This window comes from Ruegeria sp. BC2 (assembly GCF_056539245.1).
Genome location: NZ_JBQFUQ010000001.1, coordinates 291,213 through 310,900 on the forward strand (window position 1 = coordinate 291,213; position 19,688 = coordinate 310,900).

At 61.7% G+C, this 19,688-nt stretch carries 16 protein-coding genes; 11 read left to right on the forward strand and 5 right to left on the reverse strand.

What is annotated here, in order from left to right:
- Nucleotides 1-29: 29 nt before the first annotated feature.
- The 3 genes from proC to ACR0CU_RS01420 are packed head-to-tail and all read left to right on the forward strand — an operon-like array spanning nt 30 to nt 2,126.
- Nucleotides 30-845 (forward strand): pyrroline-5-carboxylate reductase, encoded by an 816-nt coding sequence (gene proC, locus ACR0CU_RS01410; RefSeq protein ID WP_170444632.1) that lies wholly within the window; start codon nt 30-32, stop codon nt 843-845.
- Nucleotides 838-1,176, forward strand: a complete 339-nt coding sequence (locus ACR0CU_RS01415; RefSeq protein WP_170340599.1) for a tRNA-binding protein — start codon at nt 838-840, stop codon at nt 1,174-1,176. The genes proC and ACR0CU_RS01415 overlap by 8 nt, the downstream gene beginning before the upstream one ends.
- A complete protein-coding gene (locus ACR0CU_RS01420; protein WP_170444635.1) occupies nt 1,176-2,126 on the forward strand; it encodes a 2-hydroxyacid dehydrogenase in 951 nt (316 codons plus the stop codon). The genes ACR0CU_RS01415 and ACR0CU_RS01420 overlap by 1 nt, the downstream gene beginning before the upstream one ends.
- Here ACR0CU_RS01420 and ACR0CU_RS01425 read toward each other — a convergent pair.
- Complete coding sequence (locus ACR0CU_RS01425) at nt 2,123-2,701, reverse strand: thymidine kinase (protein WP_170444638.1); 579 nt, start codon at nt 2,699-2,701, stop codon at nt 2,123-2,125. The two genes, ACR0CU_RS01420 and ACR0CU_RS01425, sit on opposite strands and share 4 nt — an antisense overlap.
- Nucleotides 2,702-3,057: 356 nt before the next feature.
- Between ACR0CU_RS01425 and ACR0CU_RS01430 the strand changes: the two genes are divergently transcribed.
- Nucleotides 3,058-3,519 (forward strand): hypothetical protein, encoded by a 462-nt coding sequence (locus ACR0CU_RS01430; RefSeq protein ID WP_170340605.1) that lies wholly within the window; start codon nt 3,058-3,060, stop codon nt 3,517-3,519.
- 91 nt (nt 3,520-3,610) lie between these two features.
- Here ACR0CU_RS01430 and ACR0CU_RS01435 read toward each other — a convergent pair whose 3' ends face one another.
- Both ACR0CU_RS01435 and ACR0CU_RS01440 read right to left on the reverse strand, forming a co-directional pair.
- A complete protein-coding gene (locus ACR0CU_RS01435) occupies nt 3,611-4,339 on the reverse strand; it encodes a hypothetical protein (protein WP_170444641.1) in 729 nt (242 codons plus the stop codon).
- 192 nt (nt 4,340-4,531) lie between these two features.
- A complete protein-coding gene (locus tag ACR0CU_RS01440; protein WP_170444644.1) occupies nt 4,532-5,656 on the reverse strand; it encodes a beta-ketoacyl-ACP synthase III in 1,125 nt (374 codons plus the stop codon).
- Between the two features lie 166 nt (nt 5,657-5,822).
- Here ACR0CU_RS01440 and ACR0CU_RS01445 point away from each other — a divergent pair, with 166 nt between their 5' ends.
- From ACR0CU_RS01445 to ACR0CU_RS01455, 3 genes are read left to right on the forward strand one after another with little or no spacing between them, the layout of a single operon-like run.
- Nucleotides 5,823-6,290 (forward strand): MarR family winged helix-turn-helix transcriptional regulator, encoded by a 468-nt coding sequence (locus tag ACR0CU_RS01445; RefSeq protein WP_093964681.1) that lies wholly within the window; start codon nt 5,823-5,825, stop codon nt 6,288-6,290.
- Nucleotides 6,287-7,324, forward strand: a complete 1,038-nt coding sequence (locus ACR0CU_RS01450; RefSeq protein WP_170444647.1) for an efflux RND transporter periplasmic adaptor subunit — start codon at nt 6,287-6,289, stop codon at nt 7,322-7,324. The genes ACR0CU_RS01445 and ACR0CU_RS01450 overlap by 4 nt, the downstream gene beginning before the upstream one ends.
- A gap of 11 nt (nt 7,325-7,335) precedes the next feature.
- Nucleotides 7,336-10,383, forward strand: coding sequence for an efflux RND transporter permease subunit (locus ACR0CU_RS01455; protein ID WP_170444650.1), 3,048 nt, complete (start codon nt 7,336-7,338; stop codon nt 10,381-10,383).
- Nucleotides 10,384-10,438: 55 nt separating this feature from the next.
- Here the strand turns inward: ACR0CU_RS01455 and carB are convergent, their stop codons facing one another.
- On the reverse strand, nt 10,439-13,792 hold the full coding sequence (carB, locus tag ACR0CU_RS01460) for a carbamoyl-phosphate synthase large subunit (protein WP_170444653.1): 3,354 nt from the start codon (nt 13,790-13,792) through the stop codon (nt 10,439-10,441).
- A gap of 172 nt (nt 13,793-13,964) precedes the next feature.
- Between carB and ACR0CU_RS01465 the strand changes: the two genes are divergently transcribed.
- The 3 genes from ACR0CU_RS01465 to ACR0CU_RS01475 are packed head-to-tail and all read left to right on the forward strand — an operon-like array spanning nt 13,965 to nt 16,368.
- Nucleotides 13,965-15,098 (forward strand): aminodeoxychorismate synthase component I, encoded by a 1,134-nt coding sequence (locus tag ACR0CU_RS01465; RefSeq protein ID WP_170444656.1) that lies wholly within the window; start codon nt 13,965-13,967, stop codon nt 15,096-15,098.
- Nucleotides 15,053-15,700, forward strand: coding sequence for an aminotransferase class IV family protein (locus ACR0CU_RS01470; protein WP_170444659.1), 648 nt, complete (start codon nt 15,053-15,055; stop codon nt 15,698-15,700). The genes ACR0CU_RS01465 and ACR0CU_RS01470 overlap by 46 nt, the downstream gene beginning before the upstream one ends.
- The gene (locus tag ACR0CU_RS01475; RefSeq protein ID WP_170444662.1) at nt 15,697-16,368 is read left to right on the forward strand and encodes a CPBP family intramembrane glutamic endopeptidase; all 672 of its coding nucleotides are present in this window, start codon (nt 15,697-15,699) and stop codon (nt 16,366-16,368) included. The genes ACR0CU_RS01470 and ACR0CU_RS01475 overlap by 4 nt, the downstream gene beginning before the upstream one ends.
- 5 nt (nt 16,369-16,373) lie before the next feature.
- On the opposite strand, the gene ACR0CU_RS01480 is transcribed toward ACR0CU_RS01475, so the two are convergent.
- Nucleotides 16,374-17,600, reverse strand: coding sequence for a class I SAM-dependent methyltransferase (locus ACR0CU_RS01480; protein WP_480642310.1), 1,227 nt, complete (start codon nt 17,598-17,600; stop codon nt 16,374-16,376).
- A 195-nt stretch (nt 17,601-17,795) separates the two neighbouring features.
- Between ACR0CU_RS01480 and aspS the strand changes: the two genes are divergently transcribed.
- A complete protein-coding gene (aspS, locus tag ACR0CU_RS01485) occupies nt 17,796-19,571 on the forward strand; it encodes an aspartate--tRNA ligase (protein ID WP_170364775.1) in 1,776 nt (591 codons plus the stop codon).
- The last annotated feature ends 117 nt before the right edge of the window (nt 19,572-19,688 follow it).

The following is a 19,688-nucleotide window of genomic DNA, read 5'->3' on the forward strand; positions in this document are numbered from 1 at the left end:
CAAACCGCAAAAGCAGGGGAGGGGCAATCATGGACATGTCACGCGTCGCGGATCAGGGGCTGGTGCTTCTGGGATGCGGAAAGATGGGGTCGGCCATGTTGGCCGGCTGGCTGGAACATGGCCTGCCTGCCGCATCCGTATGGGTGATCGACCCCAACCCTTCCGACTGGCTCAGGGCGCAAGGGGTCAATATCAACACCCCACTTCCTGAAAGACCTGCCGTCGTGTTGGTTGCCGTCAAACCTCAGATGATGGGCGAGGCATTGCCGGCAATTCAGGCGTTGGGGGGCGGCGGAACCCTGTTCATCTCGGTCGCTGCCGGAACTTCCATCGCCACGTTCGAGCGTGTTCTGGGTGCTGGTACTCCGATCATACGGGCCATGCCGAACACACCCGCTGCGATCCGGCAAGGCATTACCGCGCTGATTGGAAATGCCAGTACGTCGGGCTCTGACATGACCCTCGCCGAAGATCTGCTGTCGGCCATCGGTGATACCGTGCGCCTGCAGGATGAGGCGCAGATGGACGCGGTCACCGGTCTCAGCGGCTCGGGGCCAGCCTATGTCTTTCATTTGATTGAGACGCTGGCTGCCGCCGGTGAGGCGCAAGGCCTTCCGCATGATCTGGCCATGCGCCTGGCCAAGGCGACGGTCGCCGGGGCAGGGGCTCTGGCGATGTCGTCCGAGGAAGATCCCTCGCAGTTGCGCATCAATGTCACGTCACCCAACGGCACGACGCAGGCAGCACTGGAAGTCCTGATGCATGAACAGGAAGGGTTTCCAAACCTGTTGCACCGTGCCGTAAAGGCGGCAACCGATCGATCCAAGGAGCTGTCCGGTGAGTGAAATTTCCTTCGACGACTTCCTCAAGGTCGACATCCGCGTAGGTGAGGTCATCCGGGCCGAACCCTATCCCGAGGCGCGCAAGCCCGCGATCAAGATGTGGATCGATTTCGGCGATGAGATCGGCGAGCGCAAGACCTCGGCGCAGGTTACCGCGCATTACACGCCCGAATCCCTTGTGGGCAAACAAGTGCTGGCCGTGGTCAATTTCCCGCCGCGTCAGATCGGGCGGTTCATGTCCGAGGTTCTTGTTCTGGGTCTGCCGGACGAATCGGGCGAGATTGTTTTGATCGGTCCTGATGGCAAAGTTCCCGTGGGCGGGCGGATGCACTGATGAAACTGTTGATCACCCGACCGATGACCCCCGCCGTAACTGCCCGTGCGCGGGATGAGTTCGACGTCGATATCCGAGATAGCAACGCACCGCTCAGCATTGATGAGATGGCGCGCGCATTGCGGGACTACGACGTGGTCGTTCCGACTTTGGGTGATGTCTTTTCGGCCGATGTCTTTGAAATGGTCACGGCTCCGCGGTGCAGACTGCTGGCCAATTTTGGGGTGGGTTTCAATCACATTGATGTGGCGGCAGCGCAGGCTGCTGGTGTTCGCGTGACCAACACACCGGGGGCGGTCACGGATGCAACGGCGGACATTGCCATGACTCTGCTGCTGGCAACGGCCCGCCGCGCGGGCGAGGGTGAACGGCTGGTCCGGTCCGGCAATTGGCAGGGCTGGCACCCGACCCAGATGCTGGGACAGCACGTCACCGGAAAACGGGTCGGAATCATCGGAATGGGACGGATCGGGCAAGCCATTGCCCGGCGCTGTCATTTCGGATTCGGGATGCAGGTCAGCTATCAGTCCCGCAAGCCCAAGGATCTGGATTTCCCTGCTGAGTTCGTTCCCAACTTGGCGACCCTGGCTGCTGTGGTCGATTTTCTGGTTGTCGCCGTCCCCGGTGGTGTTGACACCTTCCACCTTATTGACGCTTCGGTTCTTTCAGCGATGCGGCCGTCGGCCATTCTGGTCAACATCGCTCGCGGAGAAGTCGTGGACGAAGCTGCATTGATCCATGCGCTGAAAAACGGCCAGATCGCCGGGTCCGGGTTGGATGTCTACGAGTTTGAACCGGCCGTGCCGCAGGCACTGCGCGAGATGGAGACTGTCACCCTGCTGCCGCATCTGGGCACTGCGACCGAGGAAGTGCGCACGGATATGGGGCACATGGCATTGGACAATGTGGCGGCTTTTGTCGCCGGGCGACCGCTGCCAAATCTGGTCTAACTGCCCACTGCCTCGCGCCAGTGTTTACGGCAGAGCGAAACATAGGTCTCGTTTCCGCCGATCTGCACCTGCGCACCTTGAGTGATGGTTTTGCCGTTTTCGTCCTGACGGATCACCATCGTGGCCTTTCGCCCGCATCTGCAGATGGTGCGGACCTCGCGCATTTCATCGGCCAGGGCCAGCAGAGCCGCTGATCCTGGGAACAGCTTGCCCTGAAAATCCACCCGCAACCCGTAGGCCAGAACCGGTACTTTCAGGTCATCCACCGCGCGGGCCAATTGCCAGACCTGTTCTTCGGTCAGGAACTGCGCCTCGTCCACAAAAACACAGGCCACTTTCCCTTGATCAAGTCGGTCTTGGATCATCGCGAACACATCGTCGTGGGGATTGAACGTATCGGCCTGTTCCGAGATTCCGATCCGCGATGCGATGCGCCCCTGGCCCGCGCGCCCGTCAATGGCTGCGGTCATCAGATAGGTGTCCATGCCGCGCTCGCGATAGTTGTGCGACGCCTGAAGCAGCACCGTGGACTTGCCTGCGTTCATGGTTGAGTAGTTAAAGTACAGCTTGGCCATGGGCTGGGTCTAATCGGCTCACGCTGCACGAGCAAGTCGTCAGTGTCCTAAAAGAAATCGACGCCGCCATTGCAGTCGCAGAGGCCGAGCAGATGCTCTTGGGGATGGATAACCCCGCTTCCGCAACAGCGACACCGCCGGCCACGAAATGGCCGAAACAGCGCAGGGCCTGAAATACTGCCCCACAAACACTCTTTACCGGCATTAACTGCCGCCACTCACTCACAAAACCCCCGCATATCTGAGGGATAGCCAACATATGACATTTCAATTATGACTCGAGTATGGGAAATTTCCCCTCCCTTTCCCCGGTGCGGACAGCCGGGCAAGAGGGCGCAGCGAACAAAGGTACAAAAATGGCAGATATCGGGGCCTATCTGAAAAAGCACACCGAAGCTTTGGTCAAGGACGTGGGGATCGAAGCAGCATGCGAGATCACAGGGAAATCCAAGGCCACATTGGGCCGGTATTACTCCGACAATCCCGAGCACAGCGACCGGTTCATGCCGGTGGATGCGGTCGCACGTCTGGAAAACGCGGCCAGCTACCCGCATGTGACCTCGGCCCTGGCGGACCTGAAGAACATCACCTTGTCCTATGATGAGCGCAATTCGACCCGTACGCGCACCGGGGGCGTCAATTCGGACGTGATCGCACTGAGCCAGCGGTTTGCGATGCTGATGACCGAATACCAGGCCGCGATCGAGGATGGCATCATTACCGTCAACGAAGCCAAGCGTCTGCTGAAAGAAACTTCGTTGCTGCAACAGGTTCTGATCGAGATGAAATTGCACCTCGAAGAGGAAAGCGTCAGCTGACCTAGTTTCCGAAAAGCCGCCATAGGGCGGTGAAAAAGGCGATGTGCGCATCGCCTTCCTCAAGCTGAGCTGAAGTAGCTCTTAGCCTTAGTCAGTTTTCGTCGTTGTTGGCATTGTTCCCGCGTCCGGGGCTTGAGCCCTCGGGCCCATTTCCGCCCCCGTTGTTGCCTTTGCCGCCGCCATTGTTGCCCTTGCCGCCGCCTTTCCCGTCGCCGTTGTTTCCTTTACCGCCGCCGTGACTGCCACCCTTGCCGGGCTTGCCGTCACCATGGCCGGGCTTGCCGCCGCCCTTGCCGGGCTTGCCACCGCCATCGCCAGGCTTGCCGCCGCCGTTGCCGGGATCATCATTCCCGCCGCCGTTGCCCGGATCGTCGGATCCGCCATCACCGGGGTCATCGTTCCCCCCGCCATGGCCGGGGCCGCTGTTTCCGCCGCCCGACCCGGATCCGCCGCTGGCGGATGGGCCGGTGCTCGATGCGGGTTGAAATCCGCTGGGGTCGTTTTCGCGGCCGTCAAAGCTGTTGGCGTTGGAAATCGATCCGGTCGGCAAATCGCTCAGCAGATTGGCCAGCCCCGGACATTGCTGCGAGGTATTGGCAAGAACCGACCCGAAATCTGCCCGTTGTTGCAGATGCGAGAGGAAACTGGGCGTAACCTGCGAACAGCCGCAAAGGGCCGCATAGTCACCATTGTTGGCTGCGATCCGTGCTGTGTTGGCGTTGCAAACCTGGGGCTCGGCCATGGCCGCGCTGGCTGCAGCAACCCCCAAAAACGGGGCGACAACCCAGGCCGCCATTCCTGACTTAGAACTCTTGAACATGGCGCACCTTTCTTAACCTAGCGTCACCTGACATGCGGAATTGCATGGCCTTCCAGATGGAGGCCGCGGGTTAAGTTGCGCTGTATCAATTCTGAAGAAGTTTTCAGGAATACAAAACCAGTCCGCCTGCGCGGGCGAAATATTCGAGGTTATCGCTTGTTGCGCCGGACGTGGACCGGCGGCGCCGGCGTGTCAGGCGTGGCGTTTGACGATGACGGACCCCACCGAATATCCTGCACCGAACGAGCAGATCAGGCCGACATCGCCATCCTGAAGATCGTCTGAATATTTGGAAAAGGCGATGATCGACCCGGCGGACGATGTATTGGCATAGTCCTGCAGGATGTTGGGCTGTTCGCCCGGCTCCGGCTCTCGGCCCAAGACCTTTTTGCCGATGAAATCATTCATCGTCTTGTTGGCCTGGTGCAGCCACAGCCGCTTGAGATCGCCGCTTTCGATCCCTTCGGAATCCATGTGGTCGCTGATGTGTTTGCTGACCATCGGCAGCACTTCCTTGAACACCTTGCGGCCGTTCTGCATGAACTGCATGTCGCGGCGGTCCTTCAATCCGTCGGGCCGGGTGCGCCGCAGAAAACCGTTGTTGTTGCGGATGTTGTTCGAAAACTCGGTTGCGCAGCGGGTCGACAGGATTTCGAAATGCGGGCCCTTTGCATCCTCGATCCGCTCGATCAGCGTGGCGGTGGCCACGTCACCGAAGATAAAGTGGCAATCCCGGTCGCGCCATTCCAGGTGTCCCGAGCAGATCTCGGGGTTGACCACCAGCGCCGCCCGTACGGACCCCGACCGGATCATGTCGGCCGCGGCCTGAATGCCGAACGTCGCCGAAGAACAGGCCACGTTCATATCGAACCCAAAACCAGCGATGCCCAACGCGTTCTGGATTTCGACCGCAATGGCGGGATAGGCGCGTTCATGGTTCGACGCGGCACAGATCACCAGATCGACATCCGCCGCCGTCCGACCTGCCTGAGCCAGCGCCTTTTTGCAGGCGTCCAGCGCCATCTCGGTCATAATGCCCGGCTCATCATCGCTGCGCTGGCGCAGCAGGGGATGCATCACGTCCGGGTCCAGCACACCGGTCTTGTCCATGACGTAGCGGTTCTCGATGCCCGAGGCCTTGACGATGAACTCTTCCGAGGAGTGCTGCATCGGCTCCATCTCGCCCGCGGCGATGGCATCGGCGTTGGCAGCATTCATCTTGTCGGCATAGGCGTTGAAGGCTTTGACCAGCTCGGCATTGGTGATGACGTTTTCGGGCGTGAAAACCCCGGTACCGGTGATTGCGGGCGTGTACATGTCGGGTCCTGAATGTTTCGGATTCGCCCAAAATGCAGTCACAGCGCCCTCAGATCAAGAGATGTTGACCCAAGGGAACGGCATAGGTTTGCGCAAATTCAACTTCACATCTTGAATAGTTCGGAATCCGAAGTATATCACCGCTCGACTCGTGCGGAGAGCATCCATGACCAAAGACATCAGTGAACGGCTGGCCCGACTGACCCCTGAGATCCAGGCGATGATGGGCGTCTATGCGCTGTACTGGAAACTGGAAGAGAGTTTCGGCTGCATCGATACCGATCTCAGCCATCAGGAATGCCATATGTTGATCAAGTTGGATCAGCCCAAGCGGATGGGAGTGTTGGCGGCCGACATGCTGACCGTGCCGTCGACCATTACGGCCACCGCCGATGCGCTTGAGGCGGCCGGCTATCTGACCCGTCAGCAGGATCCCGATGATCGCCGTGCGTGGTTGCTGGTGCTGACCGACAAAGGTGCCGAAGCCCGCAACATGCTGGTCACCACCGCCGGAGAGCTGTTTCACCGTGCCTCCGGGTTGGATGACGAGGAAACCGCTCAATTTGCCCGGCTTGCCCGCAAGATCCGGGACAACATTCTGAAAACGGGAATACCCGAGGGATTGACGAAATGAAGCTGCTGACTTCGCTGGGCCTCGCCCTTGCCGTACTGGCCGCACCGCTTGCGGCGCAAGACGACACCAAGCCTGTAAAACTTATGGTGGTGCATGAGACCGCTCCCGGATTTTCACGCCAGTTCTTCGGGCGCGTGGCCGCGCGGCAGACTGTCGATCTGGCGTTTCAGGTCGCCGGACAGATCGTGGAACTGCCCGTCAACGAAGGATTCCAGGTGCCCAAGGGCAGCTTGATTGCAAAGCTGGACCAAGAGCCGTTCGAACTGGCACTGGAACGTGCGCGTCTTCAGAAGGATCAGGCTGACCGCACCGTGGCCCGCCTGTCGCGCCTGCGGGGGACGACTGCAAGTCAGGTCGCTGTCGATGACGCTGAAACCGCCGCCCAACTGGCCGCTATTGCGGTGCGTGACGCCGAGTACAACCTCGAGCACACGACTCTGACCGCGCCGTTCGACGCGCTGGTATCGCGACGTGAGGTCGAGAACTTCACCACCGTGGCCGCCGGAACGCCGATCGTCCGGATCCACGATCTGTCCGAATTGAGGATCGAGGTCGATGTGCCCGAAATCCTGTTCCAAAGGACCAGCCAGGAAGATGGCATTTCGATCACGGCAAAATTCCCCGCAAGTGACGAGGTCTTCCCGTTGGAAATCCGCGAATTCGACGCCGAAACTTCGAGCGTCGGACAGACGTTCCGGATTCAGTTCGGACTCACGCCGCCGGAAGACTTGCGGGTGCTGCCCGGATCGTCGGTAACCGTCAATGTCCAGGTCGATGACAAACGCACTGGCATCATCGCTCCTCCGACCGCGATTGTCGCCGACGCCGAGGGCAGTCTGGGCGTTATGGTCTTTTCGCCGGTCGGTGCGGATGTCGGCACCGTGCGGCGTGTTCCCGTGACCATCGAACCAACCCAGACAGGGGACGTCCGGGTTCTGACCGGATTGTCGGACGGCGACGAAATCGTGGTGGCCGGCGGGTCCGTTCTGACCGATGGGCAGACCGTGCGCCGCTTTGCCGGCTTTGCGAACTAAAGGGGGCGAATATGAATATCGCACGCGCCTCGATCGACAGGCCGATCTATACGTGGCTGGTGATCCTGATCGCCCTGCTGGGTGGGATCTGGGGATTTTCGTCGCTCGGCCGGCTCGAAGATCCGGCCTTTACCATCAAGAACGCCGTAGTGTTGACCACGTATCCCGGTGCGACGGCTGAACAGGTGGCCGAGGAGGTCTCGGAGCCTTTGGAATCTGCCATCCAGCAGATGGGCGAGGTCGATGTCATCACCTCGGTCAACCGTCCTGGTCAATCGCTGATCGAAGTCGAGATCAAGTCTACCTACGATGGCAGCGAATTGCCGGATATCTGGACCCGACTGCGCGCCAAGGTCCGGGATGCGGCGCGTGGATTGCCGTCCGGTGTCAGCCAACCTTATGTGAATGACGGGTTCGGTGACGTGTTCGGTCTTTTCTATGCCGTCACCGCGGAAGGGTTCAGCGATGCCGAAAAGCACGAATTGTCGACCTTCTTGCGGCGCGAGTTGCTGACCGTTGAAGGTGTTGCAGACGTTGAAGTGCAGGGCTTGCCGGACGAAGCCATTTTCATCGAGCCGGACCTGGCCATTTCGGTCAACCAGAATGTGCCGTTGCAGTCGATCAACGAAGCAATCGCGAACGCCAATTCGGTCCAGTCGTCAGGGACGCTTCGGTCAGACGACGATCGCACCACGATCCTGACGGCGGACGGGTCGGACAGCGTGTCCGAGATCGCCGGGCTGTCGGTTGGCTCTCAGGGGCAAGTGATCAACCTCTTTGACATGGCCGATGTCTACCGGGCCCGCCAGACCGATCCTGACATCATGATCCGGTTCAACGGCGTCGAAGCCTTCACCCTGGGTATTGCCGGCCTATCGACGGAAAACATCGTGGAGGTCGGAAAGCGCGTCGACGCCAAGCTGGCCGAACTGGATGTGGAAATTCCCGCGGGCGTCGATGTATTGCCGATCTACCAGCAGCACGTCGTGGTCGAGCAGGCTTCGAACGATTTTCTGGTGAACCTGGCCATGTCGGTTGCCATCGTGGTGGCGGTGCTTGGAATATTCATGGGTTGGCGCGCGGCGGTCGTTGTGGGCTCGACCCTTTTGTTGACCGTTGTCGGGACCTTGCTGTTCATGGCGCTGTTTTCCATCGAGATGGAGCGCATTTCGCTGGGCGCGCTGATCATTGCGATGGGGATGCTGGTCGACAATGCCATCGTGGTGGCCGAGGGGATGCAGATCTCCATGCTCAAGGGGAAAAACTCGCGCGACGCTGCCGACGAGGCCGCGTCCAAGACCCAGATCCCCCTTCTGGGGGCCACGGTCATCGGAATCATGGCCTTTGCTGGGATTGGGCTCAGCCCGGATGCGACGGGCGAATTCCTGTTCTCATTGTTTGCGGTGATCGCGATCTCGTTGCTGCTGAGCTGGGTGCTGGCCATCACAGCAACACCGTTGTTGGGGCATTATTTCTTCAAACAGGGCAAGGACGTGGATGTCGACGCTTATAGCGGCATCCTGTTCCGAACCTACGGGGCGATCCTGCGCTGGGCATTGCGGTTCCGGTGGCTGGTAGTGGCCGGTTTGGTCGGGGTCACCGTGGTCTGCTATGCCGGCTTCGCGATGGTGAAACAGCAGTTTTTCCCGGACTCCAACACGCCGCTGTTCTTTGTTCACTACAAGCTGCCGCAGGGGACACCGATCGCGCGGACGAGTGCCGATATGCAAGTCTTCGAAGACTGGCTGGCCCAGCGGGATGATGTCGTCTCGGTCACCACGTTTGTGGGGCAGGGCGCGACGCGGTTCATGTTGACCTATTCGGCCGAGAAGCCCAACCCAAGCTATGGGCACATGATCATCCGGACGGAAACACTCGAGGACATTCCCGTCCTGCGTGCTGATCTGGAGGCCTTTGGTGAAACCCAATTCCCCGAAGGCGAATTCCGGACCAAGCGTCTGGTCTTCGGCCCCGGCGGCGGTACCCCGATCGAGGCGCGGTTCGCGGGCAGCGATCCGGTCGTCCTGCGGCAACTGGCCGACGAGGCGGTGCGGCGCATGTCGGCGGCATCGCCAAATGCGCTGGACGTGCATCACGACTGGCGTGAAATGGAATTGGCGGTCCAGCCGATCTATGCGACCGAACGTGCGCAGACGGCCGGTGTCACCCGCGAAGACATCGCCGCCACCCTGCAATTCTCGACGGATGGCATCACCGGCGGCGTGTTCCGCGAGAGGGACCGCCTGATCCCGATTATCTTGCGTCGCCCGGCGGACGGAGAATACTCGATTGTGGATCAAGTGGTGTATTCGGACCAGTCACAGAAATTCGTGCCGATCGAGCAGATGGTGGACGGGTTCCAGTACAAAGCGCTCAATACACTGGTGCATCGGCGCGATCGCGTCCTGACCGTCACGGTGGGCGCAGACATCCCGGCCGGCCTGACCGCGGCACAGGTTCATTCCGAGATTCGCGATGCGATCGAGGACATGGAACTGCCGCTGGGCTACAAGCTGGAATGGGGCGGCGAGTTCGAGGATTCCGGCAAAGCGCAAGCCAGCCTTGGCAAACAGTTGCCGCTGAGCCTTTTGATCATGGTTCTGATCTCGGTGCTGCTGTTCAACGCGATCCGGCAACCGGTCATCATCTGGCTGCTGGTGCCGATGTCGGTGAACGGCGTGGTGATCGGGCTGCTGGGCACGGGCCTGCCCTTTACCTTCACCGCGCTTCTCGGGCTTCTCAGCCTGTCGGGGATGCTGATCAAGAACGGTATTGTTCTGGTCGAAGAGATCGACCTTGTCCGCGCCACGGGCAAGCCTCTGCGCGACGCGATCATCGAAGCCTCGGTCTCGCGTCTGCGCCCGGTCATGCTGGCAGCGATCACCACGATCCTGGGGATGGCGCCGCTGCTGACCGACGCGTTCTTCGTGTCGATGGCAGTCACGATCATGGGTGGTCTGGCTTTCGCGACGATCCTGACCATGGTCGCCGCGCCGGTGTTCTACCTGCTGTTCTTCACTCGGGAAGAACAGCGCAGGCTGGCGGCCCAGACTGCATGATCCCAAAAAAAGCCCCGGCGAAAGGCCGGGGCTTTTTGCTTGTCCGCTGCGGGCTTCAACCCTGTAGCGATTTGACCTCCACATCCCCTTCAGCCTGCGCCTTGATGGCCAGCGCGGCGGCATGGCTGGCCGCGGCCGTGGTGTAGTAGGGGATCTTGTCAAACAGCGCGATCGAGCGGATGGCCTTGCTGTCCTCAACTGCCTGCGCGCCTTCGGTGGTGTTCATGACCAACTGGACCTGACCGTCCTTCAGCATGTCCACCACATCGGGGCGGCCCTCGTAGACCTTGTTGACCACGTCACAGGGCACGCCCTTGGACTCCAGCCATGTCTGTGTTCCGCGGGTGGCCACCAGCGAGAATCCCTGCTCGACCAGAACCTGCGCAGCCTCGATCATCGCCGGACCCTTGTCGGCATCCTTGATCGAGATGAAAGCCCGTCCCTTGGACGGCAGCACCATGCCCGCGCCCATCTGCGCCTTGAGGAAGGCCCGCGGGAAATCGCGGTCCCAGCCCATGACCTCACCGGTCGAGCGCATCTCGGGACCCAAGATGGTATCGACACCGGGGAAGCGGGCAAAGGGCAGCACCGCCTCTTTCACCGAGAACCAGGGCATGTCCGGGTCGGCCAGGGTCATCTGGTCGGCGATCTTGGTGTCCTGACCTTCCTTGTAGGGCGGGCGTTGCGGGAAGTTCGACAGCGGCTCGCCCGCCATCACCCGCGCGGCAATCGAAGCGATTGCGCTGTCGGTCGCCTTGGCCACGAAGGGCACGGTGCGGCTGGCGCGCGGGTTGACCTCGATCAGGTAGATCTCGTCATCCTTGATCGCGAACTGCACGTTCATCAGGCCCACGACGTTCAGCGCCTTGGCCAGCTTGTAGGTCTGGTCCTTGATCTCGGCGATGATCTCTTTCGACAGCGAATATGGCGGCAGAGAACAGGCCGAGTCGCCCGAGTGCACACCGGCCTCTTCGATATGCTGCATGATGCCGGCCACATGGACATCCTTGCCGTCGCACAGCGCGTCCACGTCCAGTTCGACCGCGCCGGCCAAATAGCTGTCCAGCAGCACCGGGCTGTCGCCCGAGACCACCACGGCCTCGTTGATGTAGCGCTTCAGCTGATCCATGTCGCGCACGATCTCCATCGCGCGGCCGCCCAGCACGTAGGACGGGCGGATCACCAGCGGGAAGCCGATTTCCTCGGCGATTTCCAATGCCTGCGCGTCGGTCGAAGCGATACCGTTCTTGGGTTGTTTCAGGCCCAGATCGTTGACCAGTGCCTGGAACCGTTCACGGTCTTCGGCCAGGTCGATCGCGTCGGGTGTGGTGCCCAGGATCGGAATACCTTCGGCCTCGAGCGCGTTGGCCAGCTTCAGCGGGGTCTGGCCACCGAACTGAACGATGACGCCGTGCAGTGTGCCGTTCTGCTGCTCGGTCCGCAGGATCTCCATCACATGCTCGAAGGTCAGCGGCTCGAAATACAGCCGGTCCGAGGTGTCGTAGTCGGTCGACACCGTCTCGGGGTTACAGTTGACCATGATGGTTTCATAGCCCGCGTCCGTCAGCGCGAAACAGGCGTGGCAGCAGCAATAGTCGAACTCGATCCCCTGGCCGATCCGGTTGGGGCCGCCGCCCAGAATGACGACCTTCTTGCGGTCGCTTGGGCGCGCCTCGCATTCTACCTCGCCCATCGTTGGGGCCTCGTAGGTCGAGTACATGTAGGGCGTCTGCGCCTCGAACTCGGCGGCGCAGGTGTCGATCCGCTTGAAAACGGCGGTGACGCCCAGATTGTGGCGGGCGCGGCGCACGTTGGCCTCGTCGCGGCCGGCCAGATTGCCCAGACGCGCGTCGGTAAAGCCCAGCATCTTGAGCCGGCGCAGGCCGTCCTCGGTCATCGGCAGGCCGTCCTTGCGGACGGTGCGTTCCGCTTCGATGATCTCGCGGATACGGGCCAGGAACCACGGGTCGAACTTGGTGACGGCAAAAATTTCGTCGTCGGTCAGACCGTGGCGCATCGCCTGCGCGATGGTGCGCAAACGGTCGGGTGTCTGCTTACTGATGGCCTTGATGACATGTGCCTTGTCGTCGCTGCTTTCGACCGCATCCCATGGGCCGATGCTGAGGCCCGGAATTTCAACTTCGTCAAACCCGGTCAGGCCCGATTCCATCGAAGCCAGCGCCTTTTGCATCGATTCGTGGATGGTACGACCGATGGACATGGCTTCACCCACCGATTTCATCGCGGTGGTCAGGTAAGGCTCGGATCCGGGGAATTTCTCGAAAGCGAATTTCGGGATTTTGGTGACGACATAGTCGATGGTCGGTTCGAAAGACGCAGGCGTGACCTTGGTGATGTCATTGTCCAGCTCGTCCAGCGTGTAGCCCACCGCCAGCTTGGCGGCTATCTTGGCGATCGGGAAGCCTGTCGCCTTGGACGCCAGCGCTGACGAGCGCGACACACGCGGGTTCATCTCGATCACGACCATGCGGCCGTCTGCCGGGTTGATCGCCCATTGCACGTTCGATCCGCCCGTTTCGACGCCGATCTCGCGCAGAACGGCGATCGAGCCGTTGCGCATGATCTGGTATTCCTTGTCGGTCAGCGTCAGCGCAGGGGCCACGGTGATCGAGTCTCCGGTATGCACGCCCATCGGATCGACGTTCTCGATCGAGCAGACGATGATCGCGTTGTCGGCAGTGTCGCGCACCACCTCCATTTCATATTCTTTCCAGCCCAGAAGGCTTTCGTCGACGAGGATCTGGTTCACCGGCGAGGCATCCATGCCCGAGCGGCAAAAGTGGATGTAATCCTCACGGTTGTAAGCCACACCGCCGCCGGTTCCGCCCAGAGTGAAGGCCGGGCGGATGATCGCGGGCAAGCCGATGTTTTCCAACTCGTCCAGGGCCATCTGCACGCCGGCATCCAGATCGGCAGAGCCGTCGGCCTTTTTGGGAGCGGTGATGATGGTGGCCTTTGGGTTTTCAAGGCCCAGGCGGTCCATCGCTTCGCGGAACAGCTTGCGGTCCTCGGCCATCTCGATGGCCTCGCGCTTGGCCCCGATCATCTCGACGCCGAATTTTTCCAGCACGCCCATCTCCTCCAGCGCCAAGGAGGTGTTCAGGCCGGTCTGACCTCCCATCGTAGGCAGCAGGGCGTCAGGGCGTTCCTTTTCGATGATCTTGGCGACGACCTCGGGCGTGATCGGCTCGATATAGGTGGCGTCGGCCAGTTCGGGGTCGGTCATGATCGTGGCGGGGTTCGAGTTCACCAGGATGACCCGATACCCTTCCTCGCGCAGGGCCTTGCAGGCCTGGGCGCCGGAATAGTCGAATTCGCAAGCTTGCCCAATGACAATGGGCCCCGCCCCGATGATCATGATCGACTGGATGTCGGTTCTCTTCGGCATGGCCTGGCCCCTTCGATTTTGCACGAGTCGCGGGCGCCGCCCATGCGCCCAAATTGTCGTGCGTTATAGGGACCCGGGCAAAAGGTGCAAGGGGGATCGGAAACGGAAGCGAAATTGCCGCTTTCCCCCCTTTCCCTTGGCACCGTATTCTCTATATGCCGCTGCACGACAGATGAGGAAGCAATTGCGCATTCGTTTCGATCATGGACCCGCCGGTCCGGGCACCGGTTTCGAACGGCCTGCCCAGGTGATCCGCGCCGACTGGGCGGAGCAGGTGCCCCAGGCATTGGCGGCGCTGGATGACGCGCGCGCGCAGGGCGGCTGGCTGGCCGGATATGCCAGCTACGAGCTTGGCTATGCGCTTGAGCCCAAGCTGGCCGCAAGGCTGCCCGCGACCCGTCGATTGCCGCTATTGTGCTTTGGGGTGTTCGACGGCCCGAGCGTGCAGGACCTGCCGTTCGGTGCGGCCGGGCTGACTGCGTTCCAGCCGCGTTGGAGCGAGGCGCGCTATGCCGAAGCCTTCCGCACCGTGCATGATGCGATCGGGGCCGGCGACATCTATCAGGCCAACCTGACCTTTCCCATCGACCTGGAAACCGAGGGCGACAGCGCCGCGCTCTATGCCGCGCTGACCGCCGGACAGCCGGTCGGCCATGGCGCATTGGTCCAGCAGGACGGGCTGCCCGATCTGCTCAGCCGCTCGCCCGAGCTGTTCTTCCGCACCGATGCCGCCGGGATGATCGAGACCCGGCCGATGAAGGGCACCCAGCCGCGCAGCGCCGATCTGGCCGAGGACGCGCGGCGGCGCGATTTCCTGTCCTCGGATGAAAAGAACCGGGCCGAGAACCTGATGATCGTGGACCTGCTGCGCAATGACATCAGTCGCGTGGCGCTGCCGGGAACCGTTCAGGTGCCCGAGCTGTTCAAGGTCGAGACCTACGCCACCGTGCATCAGATGGTGTCGTTGGTGCAGGCGCGGCTGCAGGTGGGGGCGGGACTGTCCGACATCCTGACGGCGCTGTTTCCCTGTGGATCGATTACCGGGGCGCCCAAGATCCGCGCGATGGAGATTCTGTCGGATCTGGAGCCTTGGCCGCGCGACATCTACTGCGGCACCATCGGCTGGGCCGCCCCGGACGGGCGGTCGGAGTTCAACGTCGCGATCCGGACCTTGATGGTCGAGGGCAATCGGGCCACGTTGAACGTCGGCGGAGGCGTCGTCTGGGACAGCACCGCCGCGTCGGAATATGAGGAAGCGCTATGGAAAGCCCGGTTCGCGCACCAACTGAGCCTGATTTCCGCCTGATCGAAACCTTTGCGTTTCGGCCTGGGCAGGGGTTTGTACGTGTGACCCGTCACCTGCGGCGCATGGCGCGGACTGCGGACTGGCTGGGTGTTCGGTTCGACGTGCGGCGCGTCGGCAAAGTGGTGGACGGTGTGTCCGGAGCGGACTCGCTGCGGTGTCGGCTGACGCTGGACATCACCGGCAAGCCCGAGGTCACTACGGGGCCTCTGGCAGACAACCCGCCGGGCTGGACGGTGGGTCTGGCGACAACAAGGCTGACGTCCTCGAACACCTGGCTGCGCCACAAGACCACCCGCCGCGCGATCTATGATCAGGCACGGGCGGAAATGCCCGACGGCGTGGACGAACTGTTGTTCCTGAACGAACGGGATGAACTGTGCGAGGGCACCATCACCAACCTGTTCGTCGAAATCGACGGCGGGCGCCTGCTGACACCGCCGGTTGCGGCGGGCCTGCTCCCGGGCATCCTGCGCGAGGAGTTGATCGAAACCGGACGCGCGACCGAGGCGGTCCTGACCCTGCATGACCTGGTCGCCGCGCACCGTGTCTGGATGGGCAATTCCTTACGCGGTTTGATACCGGCCAAGGTGAGGCTGCCATGAGCGACCGCAGCTCCGCGCGTGGATTGCAGGTGTCGAACCTGCGCCTGAAGGCCGAATTCGTGGCGTTCTTTGTCGCGGTTCCCTTGCTGATCGCGGTTCTGTTTCCACCCGACTGGATGTTTCCGGCTCTGTTCTTCTTCACCGCTGTCGGGATCGCCCTGCTGCACCGCACCCCGGGCTTTTCCTGGGCCGAGCTGCGCTATGGCTGGCGCAACTGGCGCTGGGCCGAGGTGATCGGGTTTTCATTGGCAATGGCGGCGATCTGTTCGGCCCTGGTGATGGCCACGCGCCCCGATGCGGCCTTTTTTCTGCTGCTGAACCGGCCCGAATTTCTGGCCGTGATCTGGCTGGGCTATCCATTGCTGTCGGCGCTGCCGCAAGAGCTGCTGTTCCGCACGCTGTTCTATCGCCGCTATCACGCGATCCTGCCTGACGGCGCGGCCTTGCCGCTGCTGAACGCCGGGCTGTTCGCCTTTGCGCACCTGATGTATTGGAACTGGATCGTCACCGTGATGACATTCGCTGGCGGGCTGCTGTTTTCCTGGGCCTACCGCAAGCGCGGGTCGTTCTTCTATGCGGTGCTGCTGCACGCGATCGCCGGCAACATCATCTTTGCCGCCGGGCTTGGCGTGTTCTTCTATTCCGGCAACGTGCAGCGCCCGTTCTAACGGCGCTACTCGGCGGCGTCGCGCATGTCCTGATCGGGCTGATACAAATAGTCCCGCGTCAACGGCGCCGCGTCGCGGCGATGACCCAGCTGCAGTTGGAACACGGTCTGGTCACGCTCCTCAAACACCAGGATGCAGGCGGTCAGGTAGAACCGCCACATGCGGATGAACCGGTCATCATACATCGCGCGCACCTGGTTCAGGTTGCTCTCGAACCGGTCGCGCCAAGAACGCAGGGTCAGGGCATAATGCAGCCGCAGGCTTTCGACATCCAGAAACCACAGACCGGTGCGTGCTACGGGTTTGACGATTTCCTCGAGCGACGGGACATAGCCGCCCGGGAAGATGTACTTGTTCAGCCAGGGCGACTGGCCGGTGGGCGGCCCGTTGCGGCCGATGGAATGGATCAACGCCACGCCGTCGGGCTTCAACAGGGCTGCGACCCGGTCGAAATAGGTGCGCAGCTGTGGCGCGCCCACATGCTCCAGCATCCCGACCGAGACGATCCGGTCGAACTGATCCTGCATCTGCCGGTAGTCCATCAGCCGAATGTCGATGCGGTCGGTCAGCCCGGCCTTCTGCACCCGCGCGGTCGCGGTGCGGTGCTGGTTCTGCGACAGGGTCAGCCCGGTCACCTGCACGCCGTGGTCACGTGCCAGCGTCAGGGCCAGACCGCCCCAGCCGCAGCCGATATCCAGCAGGCGCATTCCGGGCTCCAGGCACAGCTTGCGCGCGATATGCGCCTTTTTGGCGGCTTGCGCCTGTTCCAAAGTCATCCAGGGCTGCTGGAAATAGGCGCAGCTGTACTGCATGTCAGGGTCCAGCATCAGCCGGTAGAAGTCGTCGGACAGGTCATAGTGATGCGCCACGTTGCGCCGCGCCGAGCGGACCGAGTTGCGCTGCAGGATCGGTCTCAGCAGATACCCGGCCCAGTCCTGGATCTGCTGCAGCAAGGGCAATGACCCGCTGGCCGCGCATCGAATCGCGATCCGCATGGCACTTTCCAGGCCCCCCTCATCGACGGTCAGGGTGCCGTTCATGTAGCCCTCACCAAAAGCCATCTCGGGATTGCGCACCAGGCGCGCCATCAATGCAGGGTCATGCAGAGTGATATGCGCCTCTGGCTGCGTGGCGTCGCCATAGGTGCGCGCCGTCCCGTCAGGATAGGTGATCCGCAGAGTTCCGCGGGTGATGAAACCCCGCAATACGCGATCCAAAACAGTTTGCCACATCGGCCGAAAACCTCCTTGCTCAAGGGGCCTGGCTCCCGCGTGCCGGGAAAACTATTTGAGTTCACATGTCCGAAACATAGCGATTTTTTTCGAATTTGTCTGCATTCCGGCCCGCATCGCGCCCCGACACTTGACTTCCCGACCCGATCGCGGTGTATCGGCGCGACGAATTCAGCGCCCGAAGGGATATCATCCATGCACGCCTATCGCAGCCACACCTGCGCCGATCTGACCGCCGCCAATGTCGGTGAAACCGTCCGCCTGTCGGGCTGGGTTCACCGGGTGCGAGATCACGGCGGCGTGCTGTTCATCGACCTGCGTGACCACTACGGCGTGACCCAGGTCCTGTGCGACGGCGACAGCGCCGCGTTCAGCGCGTTGGAGAAAGTGCGCTCGGAATGGTGCATCCGCATCGACGGCACGGTCAAGGCGCGCGATCCCGAGTTGGTGAACCCCAAGCTTCCCACCGGCGAGATCGAGGTCTATGTCCGCGAACTGGAAGTGCTGGGCGCGGCCGAGGAACTGCCGCTGATGGTGTTCGGCGATCAGGAATACCCCGAAGAAACCCGCCTGCGCTATCGCTACCTGGACCTGCGCCGCGAGGCGATGCAGCGCAATATGGCGCTGCGCTCGGACGTGGTGGCCAGCATGCGCCGCCGCATGTGGGATCAGGGCTTCCGCGAATATCAGACGCCGATCATCACCGCCTCCAGCCCCGAGGGCGCGCGCGACTTCCTGGTGCCCTCGCGTCTGCATCCGGGCAAGTTCTATGCGTTGCCGCAGGCGCCGCAGCAGTTCAAGCAGCTGATCATGGTGTCGGGCTTCGACAAGTATTTCCAAATCGCGCCCTGCTTCCGCGACGAAGACCCGCGCGCCGACCGGTCGCCCACGGATTTCTACCAACTCGACCTCGAGATGTCCTTTGTCACCCAGCAGGACGTGTTCGATACCATCCAGCCAGTTCTGACGGGGATCTTTGAAGAATTCGGCGGTGGCCGGAAGGTTGATCAGGAATGGCCGCAGATTTCCTACAAGGACGCGGCGCTGTGGTATGGCACCGACAAGCCCGATCTGCGCAACCCGATCAAGATGCAAGTGGTGTCTGAACACTTCCGCGGGTCCGGTTTCGCGATTTTCGCCAAGCTGCTGGAACAGGAAGGTACCGAGATCCGCGCGATCCCCGCGCCGGGTGGCGGCAGCCGCAAGTTCTGCGACCGCATGAACGCCTTTGCACAGAAAGAAGGTCTGCCCGGTATGGGCTATATCTTCTGGCGCGATCAGGGTGAGGGGATGGAAGCGGCCGGCCCGCTGGCCAAGAACATCGGCCCTGAACGCACCGAGGCAATTCGCCAGCAGCTGGGCCTTGGGGTCGGTGACGCGGCGTTCTTCCTGGGTGGTAAGCCCAAAGCCTTTGAAAAAGTCGCCGGCAAGGCGCGCGACGTTATCGGCGAAGAGCTGGGCCTGACCGACAAGGACCGGTTCGCCTTTGCCTGGATCGTGGATTTCCCGATCTACGAGAAGGACGAGGAAACCGGCGAGATCGATTTCGAACACAACCCGTTCTCGATGCCGCAGGGTGGCATGGAGGCGCTGCAGGGCGACCCGCTTGAGGTCAAGGGCTATCAGTACGACCTGGCCTGCAACGGTTACGAGCTGGTGTCGGGTGCGATCCGGAACCACAAGCCCGAAATCATGCTCAAGGCGTTCGAACTGGCCGGCTACGGCGAGGACGAGGTCAAAAGCCGCTTTGGCGCGCTGTTCAACGCGTTCCACTATGGAGCTCCGCCGCACGGGGGCTGCGCCGCCGGTATCGACCGGATCGTCATGCTGCTTGCGGACGAGGCCAACATCCGCGAGGTCATGATGTTCCCGATGAACCAGCGTGCCGAAGATCTGATGATGCAAGCGCCTTCGGACCCGACTTCGGATCAGCTGATGGAACTGGGCCTGCGGGTCATCCCTCAGGAATGAGCCAAGGACCGTACCCAGAGTGTGAAAAACCTTTGGGTGCGGTCAAAACTACTGCGGTGGCGCGAAGCGAACTTTCCGCCAAGTACTTCAGTGCTTATCGGTGCCCGCGTTTTCCAA

Bases quoted from the DNA above. Each gene is read 5' to 3' on its own strand.
- proC (WP_170444632.1), top strand. From the start codon at position 30: ATGGACATGTCACGCGTCGCGGATCAGGGGCTGGTGCTTCTGGGATGC.
- ACR0CU_RS01420 (WP_170444635.1), top strand. From the start codon at position 1,176: ATGAAACTGTTGATCACCCGACCGATGACCCCCGCCGTAACTGCCCGT.
- ACR0CU_RS01425 (WP_170444638.1), bottom strand. From the start codon at position 2,701: ATGGCCAAGCTGTACTTTAACTACTCAACCATGAACGCAGGCAAGTCC.
- ACR0CU_RS01430 (WP_170340605.1), top strand. From the start codon at position 3,058: ATGGCAGATATCGGGGCCTATCTGAAAAAGCACACCGAAGCTTTGGTC.
- ACR0CU_RS01435 (WP_170444641.1), bottom strand. From the start codon at position 4,339: ATGTTCAAGAGTTCTAAGTCAGGAATGGCGGCCTGGGTTGTCGCCCCG.
- ACR0CU_RS01440 (WP_170444644.1), bottom strand. From the start codon at position 5,656: ATGTACACGCCCGCAATCACCGGTACCGGGGTTTTCACGCCCGAAAAC.
- ACR0CU_RS01445 (WP_093964681.1), top strand. From the start codon at position 5,823: ATGACCAAAGACATCAGTGAACGGCTGGCCCGACTGACCCCTGAGATC.
- ACR0CU_RS01450 (WP_170444647.1), top strand. From the start codon at position 6,287: ATGAAGCTGCTGACTTCGCTGGGCCTCGCCCTTGCCGTACTGGCCGCA.
- ACR0CU_RS01455 (WP_170444650.1), top strand. From the start codon at position 7,336: ATGAATATCGCACGCGCCTCGATCGACAGGCCGATCTATACGTGGCTG.
- carB (WP_170444653.1), bottom strand. From the start codon at position 13,792: ATGCCGAAGAGAACCGACATCCAGTCGATCATGATCATCGGGGCGGGG.
- ACR0CU_RS01465 (WP_170444656.1), top strand. From the start codon at position 13,965: ATGAGGAAGCAATTGCGCATTCGTTTCGATCATGGACCCGCCGGTCCG.
- ACR0CU_RS01470 (WP_170444659.1), top strand. From the start codon at position 15,053: ATGGAAAGCCCGGTTCGCGCACCAACTGAGCCTGATTTCCGCCTGATC.
- ACR0CU_RS01475 (WP_170444662.1), top strand. From the start codon at position 15,697: ATGAGCGACCGCAGCTCCGCGCGTGGATTGCAGGTGTCGAACCTGCGC.
- ACR0CU_RS01480 (WP_480642310.1), bottom strand. From the start codon at position 17,600: ATGTGGCAAACTGTTTTGGATCGCGTATTGCGGGGTTTCATCACCCGC.
- aspS (WP_170364775.1), top strand. From the start codon at position 17,796: ATGCACGCCTATCGCAGCCACACCTGCGCCGATCTGACCGCCGCCAAT.